This window comes from Thermobifida halotolerans (assembly GCF_003574835.2).
Classification (GTDB): Bacteria; Actinomycetota; Actinomycetes; order Streptosporangiales; family Streptosporangiaceae; genus Thermobifida; species Thermobifida halotolerans.
Map to the genome: position 1 here is coordinate 3,989,528 of NZ_CP063196.1, position 19,763 is coordinate 4,009,290.

At 72.4% G+C, this 19,763-nt stretch carries 14 protein-coding genes, 3 tRNA genes and 1 pseudogene; 9 read left to right on the forward strand and 9 right to left on the reverse strand.

Annotated features, from left to right (window positions below; genetic code table 11):
- The first annotated feature begins 45 nt into the window (after window positions 1-45).
- Entirely contained in the window at window positions 46-4,968 is a 4,923-nt protein-coding gene (locus tag NI17_RS17800) for a DNA repair ATPase (RefSeq protein WP_243597719.1), read from the forward strand.
- Window positions 4,969-5,020: 52 nt separating this feature from the next.
- Here NI17_RS17800 and NI17_RS17805 read toward each other — a convergent pair whose 3' ends face one another.
- The gene (locus NI17_RS17805; protein WP_068688015.1) at window positions 5,021-7,849 is read right to left on the reverse strand and encodes an FAD-binding and (Fe-S)-binding domain-containing protein; all 2,829 of its coding nucleotides are present in this window, start codon (window positions 7,847-7,849) and stop codon (window positions 5,021-5,023) included.
- Between the two features lie 585 nt (window positions 7,850-8,434).
- Window positions 8,435-10,102, reverse strand: coding sequence for a serine/threonine-protein kinase (locus NI17_RS17810; protein WP_119267689.1), 1,668 nt, complete (start codon window positions 10,100-10,102; stop codon window positions 8,435-8,437).
- Between the two features lie 246 nt (window positions 10,103-10,348).
- Between NI17_RS17810 and NI17_RS17815 the strand changes: the two genes are divergently transcribed.
- A complete protein-coding gene (locus NI17_RS17815) occupies window positions 10,349-10,678 on the forward strand; it encodes a TFIIB-type zinc ribbon-containing protein (protein ID WP_084012388.1) in 330 nt (109 codons plus the stop codon).
- A gap of 9 nt (window positions 10,679-10,687) precedes the next feature.
- Window positions 10,688-11,335 (forward strand): AAA family ATPase, encoded by a 648-nt coding sequence (locus NI17_RS17820; RefSeq protein WP_119267690.1) that lies wholly within the window; start codon window positions 10,688-10,690, stop codon window positions 11,333-11,335.
- 66 nt (window positions 11,336-11,401) lie between these two features.
- On the opposite strand, the gene NI17_RS17825 is transcribed toward NI17_RS17820, so the two are convergent.
- Both NI17_RS17825 and NI17_RS17830 read right to left on the reverse strand, forming a co-directional pair.
- Window positions 11,402-13,660 carry a heavy metal translocating P-type ATPase gene (locus tag NI17_RS17825; protein WP_068688404.1) on the reverse strand — a complete coding sequence of 753 codons (2,259 nt, stop codon included), beginning with the start codon at window positions 13,658-13,660 and terminating at the stop codon, window positions 11,402-11,404.
- On the reverse strand, window positions 13,660-13,797 hold the full coding sequence (locus NI17_RS17830; protein WP_157129663.1) for a hypothetical protein: 138 nt from the start codon (window positions 13,795-13,797) through the stop codon (window positions 13,660-13,662). Before NI17_RS17830 ends, NI17_RS17825 begins: the two co-directional genes overlap by 1 nt.
- 130 nt (window positions 13,798-13,927) lie before the next feature.
- Here NI17_RS17830 and NI17_RS17835 point away from each other — a divergent pair, with 130 nt between their 5' ends.
- The gene (locus NI17_RS17835; RefSeq protein ID WP_199859918.1) at window positions 13,928-14,743 is read left to right on the forward strand and encodes a GNAT family N-acetyltransferase; all 816 of its coding nucleotides are present in this window, start codon (window positions 13,928-13,930) and stop codon (window positions 14,741-14,743) included.
- A 58-nt stretch (window positions 14,744-14,801) separates the two neighbouring features.
- Here NI17_RS17835 and NI17_RS17840 read toward each other — a convergent pair.
- Window positions 14,802-15,380, reverse strand: a pseudogene (locus NI17_RS17840) (ion transporter); the annotation flags it as partial.
- A gap of 99 nt (window positions 15,381-15,479) precedes the next feature.
- On the opposite strand from NI17_RS17840, the gene NI17_RS17845 reads away from it, so the two are divergent.
- The 4 genes from NI17_RS17845 to NI17_RS17860 all read left to right on the forward strand — a co-directional run bounded on the left by NI17_RS17845 (window position 15,480) and on the right by NI17_RS17860 (window position 17,190).
- On the forward strand, window positions 15,480-15,665 hold the full coding sequence (locus tag NI17_RS17845; protein WP_068688011.1) for a hypothetical protein: 186 nt from the start codon (window positions 15,480-15,482) through the stop codon (window positions 15,663-15,665).
- 115 nt (window positions 15,666-15,780) lie between these two features.
- Window positions 15,781-16,278 (forward strand): hypothetical protein, encoded by a 498-nt coding sequence (locus tag NI17_RS17850; protein ID WP_068688010.1) that lies wholly within the window; start codon window positions 15,781-15,783, stop codon window positions 16,276-16,278.
- A 90-nt stretch (window positions 16,279-16,368) separates the two neighbouring features.
- Window positions 16,369-16,566 carry a glycine zipper domain-containing protein gene (locus tag NI17_RS17855; protein WP_068688009.1) on the forward strand — a complete coding sequence of 66 codons (198 nt, stop codon included), beginning with the start codon at window positions 16,369-16,371 and terminating at the stop codon, window positions 16,564-16,566.
- 150 nt (window positions 16,567-16,716) lie between these two features.
- Entirely contained in the window at window positions 16,717-17,190 is a 474-nt protein-coding gene (locus tag NI17_RS17860) for a hypothetical protein (RefSeq protein WP_068688008.1), read from the forward strand.
- A 58-nt stretch (window positions 17,191-17,248) separates the two neighbouring features.
- On the opposite strand, the gene NI17_RS17865 is transcribed toward NI17_RS17860, so the two are convergent.
- The 4 genes from NI17_RS17865 to NI17_RS17880 form a co-directional block, all read right to left on the reverse strand.
- Window positions 17,249-17,322, reverse strand: a tRNA-Phe gene (locus NI17_RS17865).
- Window positions 17,323-17,348: 26 nt separating this feature from the next.
- Window positions 17,349-17,423 (reverse strand) — tRNA-Asp (locus NI17_RS17870).
- 114 nt (window positions 17,424-17,537) lie between these two features.
- Window positions 17,538-17,610: transfer RNA gene (locus NI17_RS17875), tRNA-Glu, on the reverse strand.
- 102 nt (window positions 17,611-17,712) lie between these two features.
- The gene (locus NI17_RS17880; protein WP_369975035.1) at window positions 17,713-19,299 is read right to left on the reverse strand and encodes a metallophosphoesterase family protein; all 1,587 of its coding nucleotides are present in this window, start codon (window positions 19,297-19,299) and stop codon (window positions 17,713-17,715) included.
- Between the two features lie 88 nt (window positions 19,300-19,387).
- On the opposite strand from NI17_RS17880, the gene NI17_RS17885 reads away from it, so the two are divergent.
- The gene (locus NI17_RS17885) at window positions 19,388-19,732 is read left to right on the forward strand and encodes a metallopeptidase family protein (RefSeq protein WP_068688006.1); all 345 of its coding nucleotides are present in this window, start codon (window positions 19,388-19,390) and stop codon (window positions 19,730-19,732) included.
- The last annotated feature ends 31 nt before the right edge of the window (window positions 19,733-19,763 follow it).

Sequence of the window (19,763 nt, forward strand, 5' to 3'; positions counted from 1 at the left end):
ACCGACCCCGTCACGACGCCGGACGACGGCCGGGCCGGGCTCGACATGGGCACCTACGAGGTGCTCCGGGCCCGGCTGGGCGAGCAGGCCGCCGAACTGGCGCGCCGCGCCGAGGCCCTCAACGCCGCACGGCTGGAGGTCTTCGGCGGCGCCGAACTGGAACTGCTGGGCACCGAACGCATCCGCACCGCCAACAACTGCGTACCGCGCGACATCGTGCCCGTCGGCGACCTGATGCTGTTCGGCTACAACGTCTTCATCGGGATGAAGACGGAGACGCACGTCTCCGACGTGTTCTCGCTGCACCGCTTCGCCTTCGACGGCGGCGCCTTCTCCTTCGCCGAGACGGCGGCGGAGGAACTGCCCGAACTGCTGGCCGACGAGCGGTTCCGGCGGGACTTCGCCGAACTGTACCGGTACTTCCGCGACACGCGGCTGCTGCAGTTGCGGCGCGTCGAGGGCCGCCTGCTGGCGGTGTTCCAGACCGGCCCGGCCGTCTCCGACATCCGGGTGCTGCGCTGGCGGATCGGTGCCGACGGCAGCCTGTCCTACCTGGACAACAAGGGCGAACGGGACCACGTCTTCCCGCCGCAGCAGGACTTCGCCTGGGTCGAGGCCACCCGCGAGGACCACGTTTTGGGCCGCCACCCGCACATCTCCGTCTACGACGAGGTGTTCGTGGAGACGGTCGGCGGCGACCTGACCATCAAGATCGAGAACAACACCGAGACCGGCGAGGGCGTCTACAGCGAACCGGTCGCCGAACCGCTGCAGAGCCTCGCCGACGCCGACGTGCGCCACGCCCGGGTGGGGCCGCTCATCCTGCTGCGCGTCCTGCCGTACAAGGAGACCGAGTACCGGTACCTGGTGTTCAACACCCGCACCAGGGACGTGGTCCGCCTCGACGGCATCGGGCAGGCCTGCCAGCGGCTGCCCGACGACCAGGGGCTGATCTTCCCCGGCGGCTACTACCTGTCCACCGGGCTGGTCAGGACCTTCGACACCGACGTCACCGACCTGGAGTTCCAGTCGCTGGTCCGCTCCCCCAACGGCGAGGACGTGCTCTACGTCTTCCACTCCCGGGCCGAGGGGCGCAGCCTGCTGCTGCCCTACAACGTGATCCGCAAGGAGGTCGCCACCCCGATCTCCTGCCACGGCTACTCGGTCTTCGACGACGGCACCATGGTGGTGTTCCGCGCCCTGTCGGACGAGCCCACCCGCGTCCACCCGATGCAGGTGTGGCAGACACCGTTCCAGTCCGACGCCCACGCCGCCCGCCAACCCGCCGGAACCGGCCCCCTGGAGCGGGTCGGCAACGCCGACCTGGTGCGGGGCATCTCCGACGTGCTGTCGGTGACCCGCATGGTCCACGAGATGACCCCGGCGGGGCCGGTGTTCGAGGGGCTCATCGCCGCCTGTGCGCGCACCCTCGACCAGTACCACTGGCTGGGCGAGGACGAACTGCACAACCTGGCCGAGCCGCTGTCGCGGGTGCGGGCCACCGCCGGACAGGTGCTGGAGGAGTTCGAGAAGGTCCAGGAGCTGACCGCGCAGGCCGCGCGGGCGCTGGACGAGGCGGAGACCGACATCACCGCGCTGGTCCGCCGGGTCCGCTCGGAGTCGCCCGCCTCCGCCGACGGGTGGGTGCGCCGTCTGGCCGGACTGCGCCGCGCCCGCGGCCGCCTGGAGACCCTGCGCGACCTGCGCCACATCGACACCGACCGGCTGGAGTCCCTGGCCTCCGCCCTGGAGGAGGACACCGCCGACGCCGGGCGGCGAGCCGTGGACTTCCTCGGCGGCGCCGACGCGTTCACCGGCTACCACGCCGCCGTGGACGCGCTGATCGGCGACGCCGAGTCGATCGGGGCCACCGCGGACGCCGAACCGCTCCAGCGGCGGCTGGCCGAGCAGACCGAGGGCCTGGAGACCGTCACCGAGGTCGTCGGCTCCCTCGACATCGCCGACGCGGCCGTGCGCACCCGCATCCTGGAGCGCGTCGCCGAGGTGCTGGGCACCGTCAACCGGGCGCGGGCCACCCTGGACGCGCGCCGCCGGGAGCTGCTGTCGGTGGAGGGGCGGGCCGCGTTCGCCGCCGAGTTCGCGCTGCTGGGCCAGTCCGTGACCGGCGCGCTGGCGATGGCCGACACCCCCGAGGCGTGCGACGAGCAGCTGGGGCGGCTGCTGCTGCGGATCGAGAACCTGGAGTCGCGGTTCGCCGAGTTCGACGACTTCCTCGGCGAACTGGAGGCCGAACGCGAGAACGTCTACGAGGCGTTCAGCGCACGCAAGCAGGCCCTGCTGGACGAGCGCGTCCGCCGCGCCGACCGGCTCGCCGCCTCCGCCGAGCGCATCCTGACCAGCGTGCGCCGCCGCGCCGCCGCACTGGACTCCCTCGACGAGGTCAACACCTACTTCGCCGCCGACCCGATGGTGGCGAAGCTCCGCGCCACCGCCGGGGAGCTGCGCGGCCTCGGCGACCAGGTGCGCGCCGAGGAGATCGAGGGGCAGGTCAAGGCCGCCCGCCAGGAGGCCGGGCGGGCGCTGCGCGACCGGCTCGACCTGTTCACCGACGGTGGCGAGGCGATCCGGCTGGGCAACCACCGCTTCGCCGTCAACACCCAGCCCGTCGACCTGACGATGGTGCCGCACGAGGGGCGCATGGCGTTCACCATCACCGGCACCGACTACCGGTCCCGGGTGGACGACCCCGGCTTCGAGGAGACCGAACCGTTCTGGGACCAGCCCCTGGTGTCGGAGTCGCCGGAGGTGTACCGGGCCGAGTACCTGGCCGCCGAGATCCTCGCCGCCGCCGAGGCCGGACAGGGCGGACTGTCGGCGGCCGTGCTGCGCGAGGCCGCCGAGACCCCGGGCGGGCTGCCGGCCGTGGTGCGGCGGGAGGCGGAATCCCGCTACGACGAGTGCTACGAGCGCGGCGTCCACGACCATGACGCCGCCGCGATCCTGGCGGTGCTGCTGCGCCTGTCCGACGGGGCGGGGCTGCTGCGCCATCCGGGCGCCGCACGCGCGGCGGCCCAACTGTTCTGGGCGTTCGGCGCCGAGGAGGCGGACCGGCGGACGTGGACGACGCGGGCGCGCTCCCTGGTGCGGGCGCGGTCGCTGTTCGGCACGGGGGTCGCCGACGCGGTCGCCGGGCTGGCCGCGGAACTGGCGGCGCGCGTCGCCGCGTTCCTCGACGGCGCCGGACTGGCCGACCACCGCGACCACGCCGCCGACGCGGGCGGGTACCTGGTGGAGGAGTTGGCCGCCGACCCCGGCGGGTTCGCCGTGAGCGGCGGGGCGCGCCTGCTCGTCGACCGGTTCCTGCGCGCCCTGGGGCCCACCGGCTCGGCCGAGCGCCGCGAGTTCGACGCCGACCTCGCCGCGCTCGGACCGGACCTGGCGGCCCGCCACCAGTTGGCGACGGCGTGGCTGACGGCGTTCCGGGCCACCCGCGACGACGCCGACGCCGCCGACCTGCCCGAGGCGGTCGCCCTGCTGCTCGCCGCCGACCTGGAACGCTACGAGCCGTCCGGGCCGCTGACGGCGACGGTCGAGGGGCTGCTGGGCGCGCACCCCCGCGTCCGCGAGCGGCGCCTGGAGCTGCGCCTGGACCAGACCCTGGAGCGGCTGCGCCGCTTCCGCGCCGAACGGGTCCCCGCCTACCGCGCCTACCTGCGGCGGCGCAACGAACTGGTGGCGGCCGAACGCGCCCGGCTGCGCCTGGACGAGTACCGGCCCGCGGTACTGAGCGCGTTCGTGCGCAACCAGTTGCTGGACGAGGTGTACCTGCCGCTGATCGGCGACAACCTCGCCAGGCAACTGGGCGCGACCGGCGACGCCAGGCGCACCGACCAGATGGGGCTGCTGCTGCTCATCTCCCCGCCCGGCTACGGCAAGACCACGCTCATGGAGTACGTGGCCAGCCGCCTGGGCCTGATGTTCGTGAAGGTGAACGGCCCGTCGCTGGGGCACGCGGTCACCTCGCTGGACCCGGAGGCGGCGCCCGACGCCACCGCGCGCCAGGAGGTCGAGAAGATCTCGTTCGCGCTGGAGTCCGGGAACAACGTGCTGCTGTACCTGGACGACATCCAGCACACCTCGCCGGAGCTGCTGCAGAAGTTCGTCTCGCTGTGCGACGGCCAGCGTCGCATGGAGGGCGTGTGGAACGGCCGCACCCGCACCTACGACCTGCGCGGCAAGCGGTTCGCGGTGTGCATGGCCGGAAATCCCTACACCGAGGAGGGCAGGCGGTTCCGCATCCCCGACATGCTCGCCAACCGCGCCGACGTGTGGAACCTCGGCGACGTGCTCAGCGGTAAGGACGACCTGTTCGCGCTGAGCTACGTCGAGAACGCGCTGACCGCCAACCCGGTACTGGCACCGCTGTCCGCCCGCGACCGCGGGGACGTGCGGCTGCTGGTGCGGCTGGCCCGCGGCGAGGAGGGGGTCCGTCCCGACCAGCTCGACCACCCCTACTCGTCGGTGGAGTTGGAGCAGATCCTGTCGGTGCTGCGCAAGCTGCTGCGGGTGCAGGCGGTGGTGCTGGCCGCCAACCGCGCCTACATCGCCTCGGCGGCGCAGGCGGACGACGCGCGGACCGAGCCGCCGTTCGTGCTCCAGGGCTCCTACCGGAACATGAACGCGATGGCCGAGCGCATCGTGCCGGTGATGAACGACGCCGAGGTGGAGGCGGTGATCGACGATCACTACCTGGGCGAGGCGCAGACGCTGGCGTCGGGGGCGGAGGCCAACCTGCTGAAGCTGGCCGAGCTGCGCGGCCGGATGACCGAGGAGCAGCGGGAGCGCTGGTCCGGGGTGAAGGCGGCGTTCCGGCGCTCCCGGGCGCTCGGCGGCGCCGAGGACGACCCGCTGACCCGTGCCGTGGGCGCGGTGGGGCTGCTCGCCGACCGGGTGGGCGCGGTGGAGACCGCCATCGAGAGGGCGGCGCAGGCGGTGACCGAGCGTTGAGACCGACGCCAGGGGCCAAAGATCCGGGTGGGAGTGGCCCCCGGCGTCAAGATCACCGGTGCTGGGAGCGCAGCAGGTTGGCCAGGTGGAGCGGTCTCGCCTCCGGGTGGGCCTGGGTCACCTGTACGCGGCAGCTGAAGCCCTCGGTGAGGACCGCGTCGTCGGGGCCCGCCGCGCGCACCGCGGGCAGCAGGGCCTTCTCCGCGCAGGCCAGCGACACCTCGTAGTGGCCGTCGGCGAACCCGAAGTCGCCCGCCAGGCCGCAGCAGGAGGTCTGCGGCACCTCGACGGCCGCTCCGGCCCGCTCCAGCAGAGCGCGCTCGGCCTGCCAGCCCGACCCGGCGTGCTGGTGGCAGTGCACCTGCGCGACCACCCGGCCCCGGATCGGCGGCGGCTCCCAGTCGGGGGTGAACTCGGCCAGCGCCTGGGCCAGGGTGCGCACCGCGCCCGCCACCTCGGCGGCCTCGTCCGTGCCCAGCAGGCGCGGCAGCTCGCGGCGCAACTGCTCGGCGCAGCTCGGCTCCAGGCCCACCACGACCGCGCCCGCGCGCACCGCGGGCAGCAGGGCGCGCACCGTCCGCGCCGCCACGGCCCGCGCCACCCCCAGTTGCCCGGTGGAGGTCCACGTCAGCCCGCAGCACAGGCTCTGCGGGCTGTCCAGCACCTCCCAGCCCGCCTCCCGCAGCACCGCGCGGCCGTCGGCGAGCACGTCCGGGGAGAAGGCGGGGTTGAAGCTGTCGGTCCACAGCACCGCGCGCGGCCGGTCGGTGGCGAACCCGCGCCGCAGCGGGGTGCGGCCCGCGTTCGCCGCGCGCCGCCGGGCGCGGGAGGCGAACACCGGCAGCTCCCTGCGCCGGTCGATGCCCGCGACCCGTTTGAGCGGTCCCGCCAGCGGGGACCGGCTCACGGCGTTGACCAGCCACGGCACCAGGCCCGCCGGTTTCAGCCACACCGGCAGCCACCCCATCGAGTAGTGGGCGCGCGGCCGGAGCCCGCGCCCGTAGTGGCGGTGCAGGAACTCCGACTTGTAGGCGGCCATGTCCACCCCGACCGGGCACTCCTTCGCGCACGCCCGGCACGACAGGCACAGCTCCAGCGCCTCGCGCACCTCGGTGGAGCGCCAGCCGTCCGTGACGACCTCGCCGGCCAGCATCTCCCCCAGCACCCGCGCCCGGCCGCGCGTGGAGTCCTTCTCCTCGAGGGTCACCTGGTAGCTGGGACACATCGCCCCGGTGTGGGCGCGGCACCTGCCCACGCCGACGCAGCGGCGCACCGCCCGCGCGAAGTCCCCCCGGTCCTCGGCGAGGTGGAGGACCGGGCGCACCGGGTCGGCCATGGCGAGCGGACGCACGTCCTCGTCCAGCGGGCGGGGCCGCACCACCATGCCGGGGTTGAGCGTGTCGTCCGGGTCCCACGCCTGTTTGGCGTCGGCGAACGCGTTCAGCAGGGCGGGCGAGTAGACCCGGGACAGCAGTTCCGAGCGGGCCTGGCCGTCGCCGTGCTCGCCCGACGGCACGCCGCCGTGTCTGACCACGATGTCGCAGGCGGACTCGGCGAAGCGGCGGTAGCGGGCCACGCCCTCGGGGGTGGTCAGTTCCGTGTTGAGCCGCACGTGCAGGCAGCCCTCGCCGAAGTGCCCGTAGACGGCGCCGGACAGCCCCTCGTCGCGGCAGAGCGCGCCGAAGTCGCGGAGATAGGCGGCCAGGTTCTCGGCGGGGACGGAGGCGTCCTCCCAGCCGGGCCAGGCCTCGTCGCCGCCGGGCGGGCGGGTGGCCAGTCCGGCGGCGTCCTCGCGGATGCGCCACAGGCGGGCGCGGCCCGCCGGGTCGGCGACCACCAGGGTGGAGCGGGCGTGCGGGGCGAAGACGCGTTCGGCGCGGCGGGCCGCGTCCAGCGCCTCGGCGCGGGTGGCGCCGCCGAACTCCACGTACAGCCAGGCGCCGCCCTCGGGCAGGTCGGTGACGCGGGGGCCGAGGAGTTCGGTGTCCATGCCCTCGACGGTGAGCGGGCCGTACTCCAGGAACGCCGGGGCGAGTTCGGCGGCGGCGTAGCGGTCGGCGCATCCGACGAGGAGGAGGACCCGTTCGGCGGGGGCGGGCACCAGGGCGAGGGTGGCGGAGGTGACGACGGCGCAGCCGCCCTCGGTGCCCACGAGGCTGCGGGCGTAGTGGCGGCGTTCGGGCAGCAGGTGGTGGAGCGGGTAGCCGGACACCTGCCTGCGGAAGCGGTCCAGTTCGGTGCGGACGGGCGCGAGGTTGCCCTCGGCGACGGCGTTCAGCCCCTCCATGAGGGCGCGGTCGGGCAGTCCGTCGGGGTCGCTGATCAGGTCGGCGGTGACGGTGCGGCGGCGTCCGTCGGCGGTGAGGACCTCCAGTGCGGTGACGTTGTCGGCGGTGGTGCCCCAGGCCACCGAGTGGGAGCCGCACGCGTTGTTGCCGACCATGCCGCCGAGGGTGCAGCGGTTGTGCGTGGAGGGGTCGGGGCCGAAGGTGAGTCCGTGCCCGGCGACGGCGGAGCGCAGGGTGCCCAGGACGACGCCCGGTTCCACGACGGCCCGCCGCGCCTCGGGGTCCACGCTCAGCACGCGGTTGAGGTGGCGGGAGGTGTCGACGACCACCCCGGCGCCGAGCGCCTGCCCGCCGCACGAGGTGCCGCCGCCGCGCATGGTGACGCTCACGCCCCGCTCCCGGCAGATCTCCAGCGCCGCCGCGATGTCGTCGGCGCTCCGGGGGAGGACGACGCCGAGGGGGGCGCGGCGGTAGACGGAGGCGTCGGCGGAGTAGAGCGCCCGGGCCAGCGGGGAGAAGTCCACCTCTCCGCTCACGGCCGCGGCGAGCGCCCTGGCGAGCGGGGCGTGTTCCTGGGTTGGGACAGTGGTCATGACTACCGTCCTACCCCCTGCGGGGCCCGTGGCGGGTGGTCGCGGTCGGCCTTCGGAGGAGCGCCGATTACTCCGTGGCATTTTTCGAGGTCAAAGCGTTATGTAATGATTTGCTCACTTTCCCGCCCCAAACCCATTGACATCTATGAAGCGCGCCACAAATAATGGGTATCGACCGCTTGGGAGCGCTCCCAAAAGGTCAGGAGAAGATCCCTTGTTGGGCGGTGGCTGCCTTCCTCCACTCCTCCCATCCTCAGGGTGGCCACCGTTCATCCTCCAACAAGAGGTCTTTGAGCCCCGAACCGGCGGCCCTTCCCGGGAGGGCCGACCCGGTCACCGGAACCTTCACCATGGATGGCTCACCCCCACTTGAGCCACTCCCAGAAGGGCCGGGGTGCGTGCGGGCGCCCCGGCCCTTCACCCCCCGAAGGGCTCGTCTCCGAGGCTTGAGCCAGCCCTGGAAGGGTTGGGGTGCGTGCGGGCACCCCGGCTCTTCGCCACCTGAAGAGCTCGCCTCGAGACTTGAGCCACCCAGGGGCCGGGGTGCGTGCGGGCACCCCGGCCCCGACTTCCTCCCCGTGGCGCTCACGCCGCGGGCTCGAAGCTCTCCGACATCCGGTCCAGCAACCGCGCGCCCGTCTCCTCCCAGCCGTCCTCCGGATACACCAGGAACAGGGCGTAGCCCTTCTCCTCGGTGTGGAAGCCCCGGTTGACCGCGTGCATCCGACGGCCGCCGCTGGTGAAGGTGAACTCCCAGTCCGAGGCGGTGACGTAGCGCTCCATGGAGGGGTGGTCGGAGTTCTCGATCCCGATCAGCTCGTAGTCGGAGAACCGCCCCGACGCTCCCCGCTCCTGGACCTCCCAGTCCTCCTTGGCGTCGTCGCCGGGGGAGTCGGTCTGGTCCACCTGGAGGTAGCCGCCGTCGGGGTTGCGGAAGAAGACACTGCTGCCCTGCCGGTCGACCGCCCAGTCCTCGGGGACGTCGAGGGAGAAGCCGGTGGAGTCCTCGTGCCGGGTCAGCGGCGGACCGGAGTAGTCGTCCTCCCCGTCCCCGCCGCCGTCCCCGTTTCCGTCCTCGTCCGCGGGCGGCTCGGCGGTCTCCGGGGACCGCGCCTGCCCCGGCTCCGCCTCCTCGGACTCCTGCGGAGCGCCCGTCGCCTCCGCCTGCCCGCCGCCCGACCGGTCCTCGCCCATCGGAGGCACCAGCAGCACCACGGCCGCGATCACCGCCCCCACCACGACCAGTGCCACGGCCAGCAGCGCGACCACCCTGCCCCCGCCGCCTCCGTCCCCGCTCCGCGGCACCGGAGACAGCGGCAGTGAACTGGTGTCCTCGACCGATCCGTCGGAGACCGTTGCGGCGGTGGCGCCCTGCCTCACCTCCGGTTCCGGATCGGACGCGGCCGGCACCGCCGGAGGCGAGCTCATCACGACCCGCTGCAGCTCCTCGACGGCCTCGTGGACCGTGGGACGCCCCTGCGGGTCCTTGTCGAGCAGCCGCTCCAGCAGCGGCCGCAGCGGCCCCGCCTGCACCGCCGGGGGCACCTCGTCGACCACGACCGCGGTGAGCGTCGCCATCGGGGTGGAGCGCTGGAACGGCGGCGCCCCGTGGACGGCCGCGTACAGGGTGGTGCCCAGCGCCCACATGTCGGCGGCCGGGCTGGCGGGCTCCCCGCGGGCCTGCTCCGGCGCGAGGTAGCTGGGCGAGCCCAGCAGGTTCCCGGTGCGGGTCAGCCGGCTGCTGCCCTCCAGGTAGGCGATGCCGAAGTCGGTGAGCACCGCCCGGTCGCCCCGGGCCACGAGTACGTTGCCGGGTTTGATGTCGCGGTGCACGATCCCGCGCTGGTGGGCCACGGAGAGCGCCGCGGCCACCTGGAGCCCGATGTTGGCGGCCCGCTCGGGGGTGACGGTCCCCTCCTCCTTGATGATCTCGCTGAGGGACCTGCCCTTGACGAGTTCCATGACGATCCACGGAAAGCCGTCCTTCTCCACCACGTCGAACACGGTGATGATCGACGGATGGCTGAGCTGGGCGGCGCTGCGGGCCTCACGCAGCATCCGGGCGCGCAGGACCTCGATCTCCTGCGGCGGAAGGTGCTCGTTGATGGTGAGTTCCTTGATGGCCACCGGCCGGTCCAGGAGTTCGTCGACCCCCTCCCAGACACGCCCCATCCCTCCCTCGCCGATGAGCCGGTGCAGCCGGTACCGACCGGCGAGCAGAAAATCGGGAGGCTGGGGGGAATCAGTGCTCATCGGCGGCTTCCTCGGTCTGGTACTGGCGCGGCCTACCGGTGCGGCGCCCCATCCGGATTTTAGAAGGATCGGGGCGTGCCGAGCCCCGCGCCGGACGGCGCTTCCTCCTCCCGGTGTCGGGGTTTCGCCCCTCGCACCGGGACGACCTGCGGTCTTCTCCGGTCCGGGGGGATGTCGACCGATTTCGGTCGCACGGTTCAGTGGAGGCGTTGCCCAAGGAAGGGCGGTGCCGCATACGATGGCAGCGTGATTTGTCCTAAGTGCCAAGGCCGCATGCGTACCTTCGACCGCATGGGCGTCCACATCGACCAGTGCGAAAGATGCCGGGGGGTCTTCCTCGACGCCGGTGAGCTGGAGCAGATCGTCGCCGCCGAGCAGCGCCACTACGCTCCCGCTCCCCCGCCGCCCCCCGCGGCTCCGCCCCACGCGGCGCCGCCTCCGGGCTACCACCACCGGCCGGACTCCCCGCGCCCCTACGGCTACGCCGACTCGCCGCGCCCCTACTACGGGGACTCCCCGCGCCCCTACGGGCACAAGCGGCGCCGCAAGAGCTTCCTCGAGGAGCTGTTCGACTAGACCCCGACTGTGAATCCGCTGATCTGTGCGCGCTGCGGCGCGTACACGGACACCCCCGTGGTCGCCCCGGACGGGCCGGTGCTCCACTGCGTCGAGTGCGGGCACCGGCAGCCGTTCCGGCGGCTGCCCCTGTTCTCCGTGACCGGTCCCAGCGGCACCGGCAAGTCCACCGTCGGACGGCTGCTGACCGAGTGGCTGTCGGACCGCTACGTGGTGCTGGAACAGGACGTCCTGTGGGTGGCCGGACTGCGCGACGCCTCCCACGACCACCGGACGTTCCGCTCGACGTGGCTGCGGATGATCGCGATGATCCACCAGAGCGGCCGCCCCGTCGTGCTGTGCGGCACGGTGGTCCCCCCGGAGTTCGAGCCGCTGCCGGAGCGCGCGCTGTTCTCCGAGATCCGCTACCTGTCCCTGATGTGCGACCCCGACGTGCTCGCCGAACGGCTGCGGGCCCGACCCGCGTGGCGGGAGTGGGACGAGCCGCGCATCGCCGAGATGCTGGAGTACGCGGAGTGGATCCGGGCGAACGCCGCCACGATGTCCCCGCCGATGTCGCTACTGGACACCACCAATGCTCCGGTTGAGGAGACCGCGAAGGCCGTCTGCTCCTGGGTCACGGGAGAGCCCCGACCGCTGGACCGACAGCAGCGGTGAGCACGCACGCCACCGCCGGCCGGTTGCCCGCCGACGGCCGTCGGCGGGCAACCGGCCGGCTCCCGCTCAGCTCACGGCGTGGGGCCGGAAGCCGCGCAGGCGCAGGCTGTTGCTGACCACGAAGACGCTGGAGAACGCCATGGCCGCGCCCGCGATCATCGGGTTGAGCAGTCCTGCCGCGGCCAGCGGCAGGGCGGCGACGTTGTAGGCGAAGGCCCAGAACAGGTTGCCCTTGATGGTGGCCAGGGTGCGCCGCGACAGCCGGATGGCGTCGACGGCCACCCGAAGGTCGCCGCGGACCAGGGTGAGGTCGCCGGCCTCGATGGCGGCGTCGGTGCCGGTGCCCATCGCCAGCCCGAGGTCGGCCTGGGCCAGGGCCGCGGCGTCGTTGACGCCGTCGCCGACCATCGCCACGGTCCGGCCCTCGTCCTGCAACCGCTTGACCACGTCGACCTTGTCGGCGGGCAGCACCTCGGCGATGACCTGGTCGATACCGACCCGGTCGGCCACGGTACGCGCCACGGCCTCGTTGTCGCCGGTGAGCAGGATCGGGGTCAGCCCCAGCTCGCGCAGGCGGCGCACCGCCTCGGCGCTGGTGGGCTTGACCGCGTCGGCGACGGCGAGGACCGCGCGGACGCGGCCGTCCCAGGCGACCGCCACCGCGGTCTTCCCCTCCGCCTCGGCCGCCGCGCGCGCCCGCTCCAGCTCCTCGGGCAGCGCCAGGGACCACTCGGCCAGCAGCGCGGGCCGCCCGACGACCACCGCGTGGCCGTCGACGACGCCCCGCACGCCCAGTCCCGCTTCGTTGTCGAAGTCGGTGACCGGGGGCAGGTCGCCGACACGGTCGGCGGCGCCGCGGGCGACGGCCCGGGCGATGGGGTGCTCGGAGGCGTGCTCCACGGCTCCGGCCAGGCGCAGCACCTCGGTCTCGTCCTCGCCGTCGGCGACGACCGCGTCGACCAGGGTCATGGTGCCGGTGGTGACGGTTCCGGTCTTGTCGAGCACGATCGTGTCGACACGGCGGGTGCTCTCCAGCACCTCGGGGCCCTTGATGAGGATGCCCAGTTGCGCGCCGCGGCCGGTACCCACCATCAGGGCGGTGGGGGTGGCCAGGCCCAGCGCGCACGGGCAGGCGATGATGAGCACCGCGACCGCGGCGGTGAACGCCGCTCCCACCGGCCCTCCGGCGCCCACCCAGAACCCGAGCGTGGCCACGGCCAGGGCGATCACGACGGGCACGAACACACCGGAGATCCGGTCGGCGAGCCGCTGCACCTCGGCCTTGCCGCTCTGGGCCTCCTCCACCAGCTTCGCCATCTGGGCGAGCTGGGTGTCGGCGCCCACCCGGGTGGCGCGCACCACGATGCGGCCGCCCGCGTTGACGGTCGCGCCCGCCACGGTGTCGCCCGCGCCGACCTCGACCGGCACGGACTCGCCGGTGAGCATGCTCATGTCGACGGCGGAGGTGCCCTCCTCGACGACGCCGTCGGTCGCGATCTTCTCTCCGGGGCGCACCACGAACCGGTCGCCGACGGCCAACCGCTCGACCGGGACCCGCGTCTCGTGTCCGTCGCGCAGGAGCGTGACGTCCTTGGCGCCCAGTTCCAGCAGGGCGCGCAGCGCGGCTCCGGCCCGCCGCTTGGAGCGGGCCTCGAAGTAGCGTCCGGCCAGGATGAAGGTGGTGACTCCGGCGGCGACCTCCAGGTAGATGTTGGTGGAGCCGTCGGTGCGGGTGATGGTGAGTTCGAAGGGGTGGGTCATGCCGGGCATGCCCGCGTCCCCGAGGAACAGCGCGTACAGCGACCACGCGAAGGCGGCCAGGGTGCCCATGGACACCAGCGTGTCCATGGTGGCCTCGCCCAGGCGGAGGTTCTTGGCCGCCGCGACGTGGAAGGGCAGCGCCCCCCACACCACGACCGGCGCGGCCAGGGTCAGCGACGCCCACTGCCAGTAGGTGAACTGCAGCGCCGGGACCATCGCCATGGCGATGACCGGGATCGACAGCACCGCGCTGACCACCAGTCGGGTGCGCAGCGCGTCGACCGGGTCGGCGGGGCGCGGCTCCTCGCTCCTCTCCGCCTTCGGCGGCTCGGGCAGGGCGGCGGTGTATCCGGCCTTCTCGACCGTGGCGATCAGGTCGTCGGCGGTGACGCCGCCGCCGAACTCCACCGACGCCTTCTCGGTGGCGTAGTTGACGCTGGCGCTGACCCCGTCGAGCTTGTTGAGCTTGCGTTCGATCCGGTTGGCGCACGACGCGCAGGTCATGCCGCCGATGGCCAGTTCGATCCGCTCGGCGTCGCGGCGCTGTGTGGTTTCGCTGCTCATCAGTGCTCCTGCTCCTGCATGGTCGCGGGCGCGGTCTCCGTCCCGGTCGGACCGGTCAGCGTCCCCGCCCAGAACGCGATTCCGAACACGGCCACGAGCACCAGCCCGTAGATTCCGAGTCTGCCCAGAACACTCACGACTGCCTCTTCCCGCAGAACCGATGTCTTCCTCCCACAGGAGCAATATACCCCCATAGGGTATTCCACGGACAATCGTCCCCGGGAAACCCCTGGCCGCCGTCGCCGCCGATCTGGTGGACTGGGGGCCATGGACGTCGTGCCCCCACCTCCCCGGGACGAGACCGACCTTCTGGTCAGGATGGAGCGCAACCTGGCCGAACACGCCTCCTGCCTGCAACGGGACACCCCCGCGATGACCGTCGCGGAGACGGGCGACCTGGTGGTCGCCGACAGCCGCCTCGACGACGACACCTTCAACATCGTCGCCCTGGCGCGCTTCACCGCCGACACCGCCGACGCCCGCATCGCCCGGACGGTCGAGGAGCTGACCGCGACGGGGCGCCGCTTCTCCTGGTGGGTCGGCCCCGCATCGACCCCGCTCGACCTGTCGGCCCGACTGGCCGCCGCCGGTCTGGACGTGTCGGAGCGCGAGACGGCCATGTGGGCTCCACTCGACGACCTCCCCGCCCAGCCCCCGCCCGACGGACTGGCCATCCACCCGGTCGCCACCCCCCAGCAGTTGGCCGACTACGCGGCCGTCATCGCCGCGAACTGGGACCCTCCGGCGGCGACCGTCCACCGGTTCTTCGCCGAGGCCGCCCCGGCGGCGCTCGCTCCCCACTGCCCGGTCCACTACCTGGTGGGCTACCACGCGGACCAGCCGGTCTGCTCGGCCGAGGTCTGCCACCACGCGGGGGTCGCGGGCGTCTACAACATCTGCACGCGGGCCGAGTACCGACGGCGCGGCTTCGGCGGCGCCATCACCCTCGCCGCGCTGCGCTCCGCCCGGAGCCGGGGATACCGGACAGCGGTCCTCCAGGCGTCGCCCGAGGGAGAACCGGTCTACCGGCGTCTGGGCTTCCGTCCCTGCGGCGCCTACACCGAATACGCCGTCGTCCCCTGACTCCCGCACCCGCCCGGAGCGCGTCCGTCCGTTCCGGGCGTCGGCCGCCCGGGGCCGACTAGGCGCGCTCGCGCAGCCGGGCCATCTCGGAGCGCAGGGCCCGGAGTTCGGCGAGGATCTCCTCGTAGCGCGCGTCCGCCTCCGCGCCGCCGCCCTCGTGCTCCAGAGCCTCCACGGCGACCGCGATGAACAGGTTCAGCGCGATGAAGGTGGAGGCGAGGATGTAGCCGACGAAGAAGATCCACGACAGCGGCTCGTGCTCGGTCACCGTCTTGGCGATCTCCCCCCAACTGTCCCCGGTCATGATCTGGAAGAGGGTGAACGGCGAGGCGAAGAGGTCCCCGAAGTACTCGGGTGAGATGTCGCGGAACAGCTTGGTCGCCATCACCGCCGCCACGTACAGCAGCAGCGTCACCAGCAGCGCGATGGAGGCCATTCCCGGCAGCGCCTTGAGCAGGCCCGCGACGACGTGCCGCAGGCTGGGGACCGCCGAGAGCAGCCGAAGTACCCGCAGCATCCGCAGCACGGCGAACGGCCCCGAGGTGGGCAGCAGCGCGGCGGCCACGATGACCAGGTCGAACCAGCTCCACGGATCGGCGAAGAAGTCCCTGCGGTGGGCGTAGATCCGCGTCGCGAGCACGCCCCGACCCCCGCTTTCCGCATCCGAATCGGAACTCTCCGCAACATCGGCGCATCGGAGGGGGTAGAGGGGGGTGGGCCGCGGAGGAGGAGTGCGATGGAGCACAGGCAGTCAATTCCGCTCGGTCTCGGCATCGGGACCGGCATGGGCATCGCCCTGGGCAGCCTGGTCGGGCTGCTGCTCGGCGGAGTCCCCGTGGGGATCGGCGTCGGGTTCGCCGCCGGATCGAGCACCGGGATCTTTCTCGGCGTGCTGTGTGGCAGACGGGCCCCGACCGAGTGACCGTGTGGTGCGGCCGGGCGGAGCAGGAGCCCGCCCGGCCGCACCGCGGTCGGTTTCTCCTCACGAGGCGAGACACCCGGTGTGGTTGGATAAGCAGAACTCAGAAAGGGTGCGTATGGGAGAAACCCCCCAGAACAGTGTCCCGGCTCCGGTGTTCGACGTGGTGTTGCGCGGCTACGACCGCGGCCAGGTCGAGGGATTCGTCGCGCTTGTGCTCGGCGCGGACGGCGATGGGGAGTCCCTGCCCGCGGGCAGCTACCCACCGGCGTTCGACGTGGTGCTGCGCGGCTACGACCGGGCCCAGGTCGACCGGTGGATCGCCGAGACCGCGGGCGCCGTCGCACAGTCCGCGCCGGGGGCGGGCGAGGAACGTGTCCGGCTGCCCGGAACGTATTCGATCCCGGTGTTCGACGTGGTGTTGCGCGGCTACGACCGCGGCCAGGTCGACGCGGTGGCCCGCCGGATCTCCGCCACCGTCGCGGGGGACGGCTCCGTCCCGGCCATCACCCGGGAGGAGGCCAGGACGGCGACCTTCCGCGTGGTGCTGCGCGGCTACGACCGGCCCCAGGTGCAGTCCTGGATCGAGGAAGCGCTTCCGGGACTTCCCGACTGACCCGCCCTCCTCTCCTCCGACCAGGAACCGGGCACCGCCCGCGTCCGTCGGAAAAGAGAGCGAAGCAACCGACCACGGCGGGGAGACGGCATGGCGGACCGCAAAGCGAACAACGCGAGCGCGGGCATGGGCGCGGGCCTGGCCATCGGCATCGCGATCGGCGCCAGCCTGGGGATCGCCCTGGACAACCTGATGCTGGGCCTCGGAATCGGCCTGGGCATCGGCGTCGCGATCGGCTCGGGCATGGGGGTGGCCGCCAACAGCGGGAAGCGGAAGTCCGGAGACTGAACCGGGCCGCTTCCGGGGGCGCCCGGCACGCGGTTGTGCGAGGTTGCCGTTCCGGACCCCGGGGTAGGAAGGTCACACCGGCGTGCCGGAGCCGGTCAGCGCTCCGGCCGCCCACCCGCCCCGACACACACCGAGAAGCCGAGACCCGCGATGCTCCGTCCCATCGGCCCAGGCCCCGGTTACCGCCTGGCGCACACCCTGACCTCCGACCCCGGACCGACCGCGGTGCTTCCCCGGTACGAGACCTGGCCCATACCCATCGCCCGGGTTCCCGGCCGCACCGCGCGGGCCGCGGCCACCTGCGGAACCTGCGGGCTGACCCTGCGGTACCGGTTGCTCAGCACGGGCCCCACCGTCGCGCTGCGCGCCCTGTGGGCGGTGCTCTTCGCGGTCTTCGCCCTCTGCTTCGCGGCGACGATGTACTACTTCCTCATGGGGCCAGCGGACAACACGGTCCGCCTGCCCGGTGCGCTGCTCTTCCTCGGCACGCTGGCGGCACCGGTCCTGGCCTACTCCACCGGCCGCCAGCTCCTCCTGGAGACCGGCCTGCACGGCCCCGGACGGCTGGTCGGCCACAAGGGCCACGTCCTGACCCCCAGTCCGGACAGGGACATCCCCGACTGAGAGAAACCAGAAAGCCCGGAACCTCAAGGGTTCCGGGCTTCTGCGCTGCCTGTCGGAGTGGCCAGGGGCGGGGTCGAACCGCCGACCTTCCGCTTTTCAGGCGGACGCTCGTACCAACTGAGCTACCTGGCCCCAGCCACACTCTACCGTGAGCCGAGCGGTCCTGACGGGATTTGAACCCGCGGCCTCCACCTTGACAGGGTGGCGAGCACTCCAAACTGCTCCACAGGACCTTGCTATTTATTTTGTCCGCCTTGTCCGCGTCTTTCCTGATTCTATCAGGTCTTTCGCGTCCTCCGCGCGGTCTTCATTCTGTCAGACTTCGACAGTGCTTCGGACCGTTGCCGTACCCCCAACGGGATTCGAACCCGCGTTACCGCCTTGAAAGGGCGGCGTCCTAGGCCACTAGACGATGGGGGCCTCGACGACGAACGAGTCGTCATTTCCCGTTTCGTCTGCCGTCGGGGACGGGTTAAGCATAGGGGACATCGGGACCAAGTGCCAAAGTGGTTTCCCGCCCCGTCACTGCGGCGACCCCGTGGCGGTGGGAGTGGGCGTCGGCGCCCCCGTGGGCGTGGAGGTGGGCGACGGCGTCACGGACGGTCCGGGAGTGGCCGGCAACGGGACGATCTCCCGGTCGGGGTCGGTCTCCACGTGCCGTTCGATCTGCGCCGAACTCAGCCCCAGTCCGCCCAGGGTGATGTCGTCCCACGCGTGGAGACGCTTGGTCTCGGCGTCGAAGTACAGCACCGACGCCTCGTACGGAGTGGGCTCGTCGTGCTCCAGACCGCGCAGCCCCGCACCGCCCGTGGAACCCTGCACGAAGAACCGGGTGCCGGTCTCCCGCACCTCCGTCCAGCGCTTGTGGCCGTGCCCCGACAGCACCAGCGGCACCACCCCGCTGAACGCCGCCCCCTGGAGCGGATCGTGCAGCACCGCGACGTCCACCGGCGGGTCGGCGTCCTCGATGCCGCGCGCCTGCTCCGCGCCGATCGCGGCGACCTCCTCGTTGGTCGGGTTGTCCAGCGCCTTGTCCGGCGTGAAGCGGGGGTCGCCCGCCCCGTAGAAACGCAGCCCCGCCACCTCGGCGATGTCGTCGTCCAGCACCACCGCGTTGGGCTGCGCCGCGACCGCGCGCTGGGTGCCCATCGAGTCGTGGTTGCCGCGCACCCACACGTACGGCACGTCCAGGTCGGCGATCTGGTCCATGAAGACGTCCTCGGCGGCGCTGCCCCGGTCGCTGATGTCCCCGGAGTCGACGACCACGTGCACCTGGAACTGCTCCACCAGGGAGCCGATGACCTCCCACGCCGCCGGGTTGAGGTGCAGGTCCGAGACGTGCAGGACCCGGATGGTGGAGGCGTCCTGCTCGTAGACGGGCAGCGCCGACGTCACCTGGTACAACTGCGAGACGTTGCCGACCAGGCCCGCCAACTGGGCCTGGTACTCGGAGAAGTGGTTGATCACGTCCTCCGCGCTGCCCACCACCTGCGGGGCGCCCGCGAGCAGACCGGTGTAGCGGGGTTCGGCGATCGCTCCCGGGTTGAAGGTCAGGTACGTCGCCCCGCTCCCCGCGACCAGCATCGTCAGCGCGGTGAGCGCGCTGAGCAGGGCGCGCGCCCAACTGCGGAAGAGCAGCAGCGCCCCCAGGGCCGCGGTGCCGACCGAGAACAGCACGGCCCGCCACGCCAGGGCCACGATCCCCTGCTTCAGGTCCGAGACGATGCTCGCGCCGAGCCGGTTGATCGAGTCGGGGTTCTGGAACATCTCCTCGGCCGCGGCGAGCCGGATCTCGGCGATCGTGGCCTCGAAGCGCAGCGGCGCGGCGTGCGTGTCGAAGGCCAGCTTGCCGAGGGGGGCGATGTTGATGACGGTCTCGCCGTGCCATGAGGGGCTGACACTGAGATTGACGTCGGCCGGGCCGACCGGGGTGAGCACCTGGCCGCCCACGGCCAGTCCGACCCATCCGCCGGCGATTCCGGCGAGGAGAACCGCCGCGACACGCCACACCCAGCCCCGGCGCACCCGCCCGAACCAGTTCCGCAGCCTCCCCCAGACCTCCGGGTGGAAGGCCGGACCGATCCGGGCAAGGACTGCTCGCCGCTCCACCGCGTCGCCTCCCAAGGTCACCAGTGCTCACGGACGCCGCTGCCACGGCCCTTCGCTTTCCCTACCCCTGTGGCGCACAATACGAGACGTGATCGAAACTTCCCGCCGCCACTTCGAGGAGCTCGTCGCGGACGCCCTGGACTCCATTCCACCCGAACTGACGAGCTACATCGACAACGTGGTGATCACCATCGCCGAGAACCCCCCGGTGCCGGGACTGCTCGGTCTGTACGAGGGCGTGCCGCTGACCGAGCGGGGAGACAGCTACAGCGGGGTGCTACCGGACCGGATCCTCATCTACTGGCGGGAGATCCTCGCGATCTGCGACACCGAGGAGGACGTCGTGGACGAGGTGCGGATCACCGTGGTCCACGAGATCGCCCACCATTTCGGGATCGACGACGAACGCCTGCATGAACTCGGCTGGTCCTGAATCGGACCGGAATCGCCGACAACGCGACCGA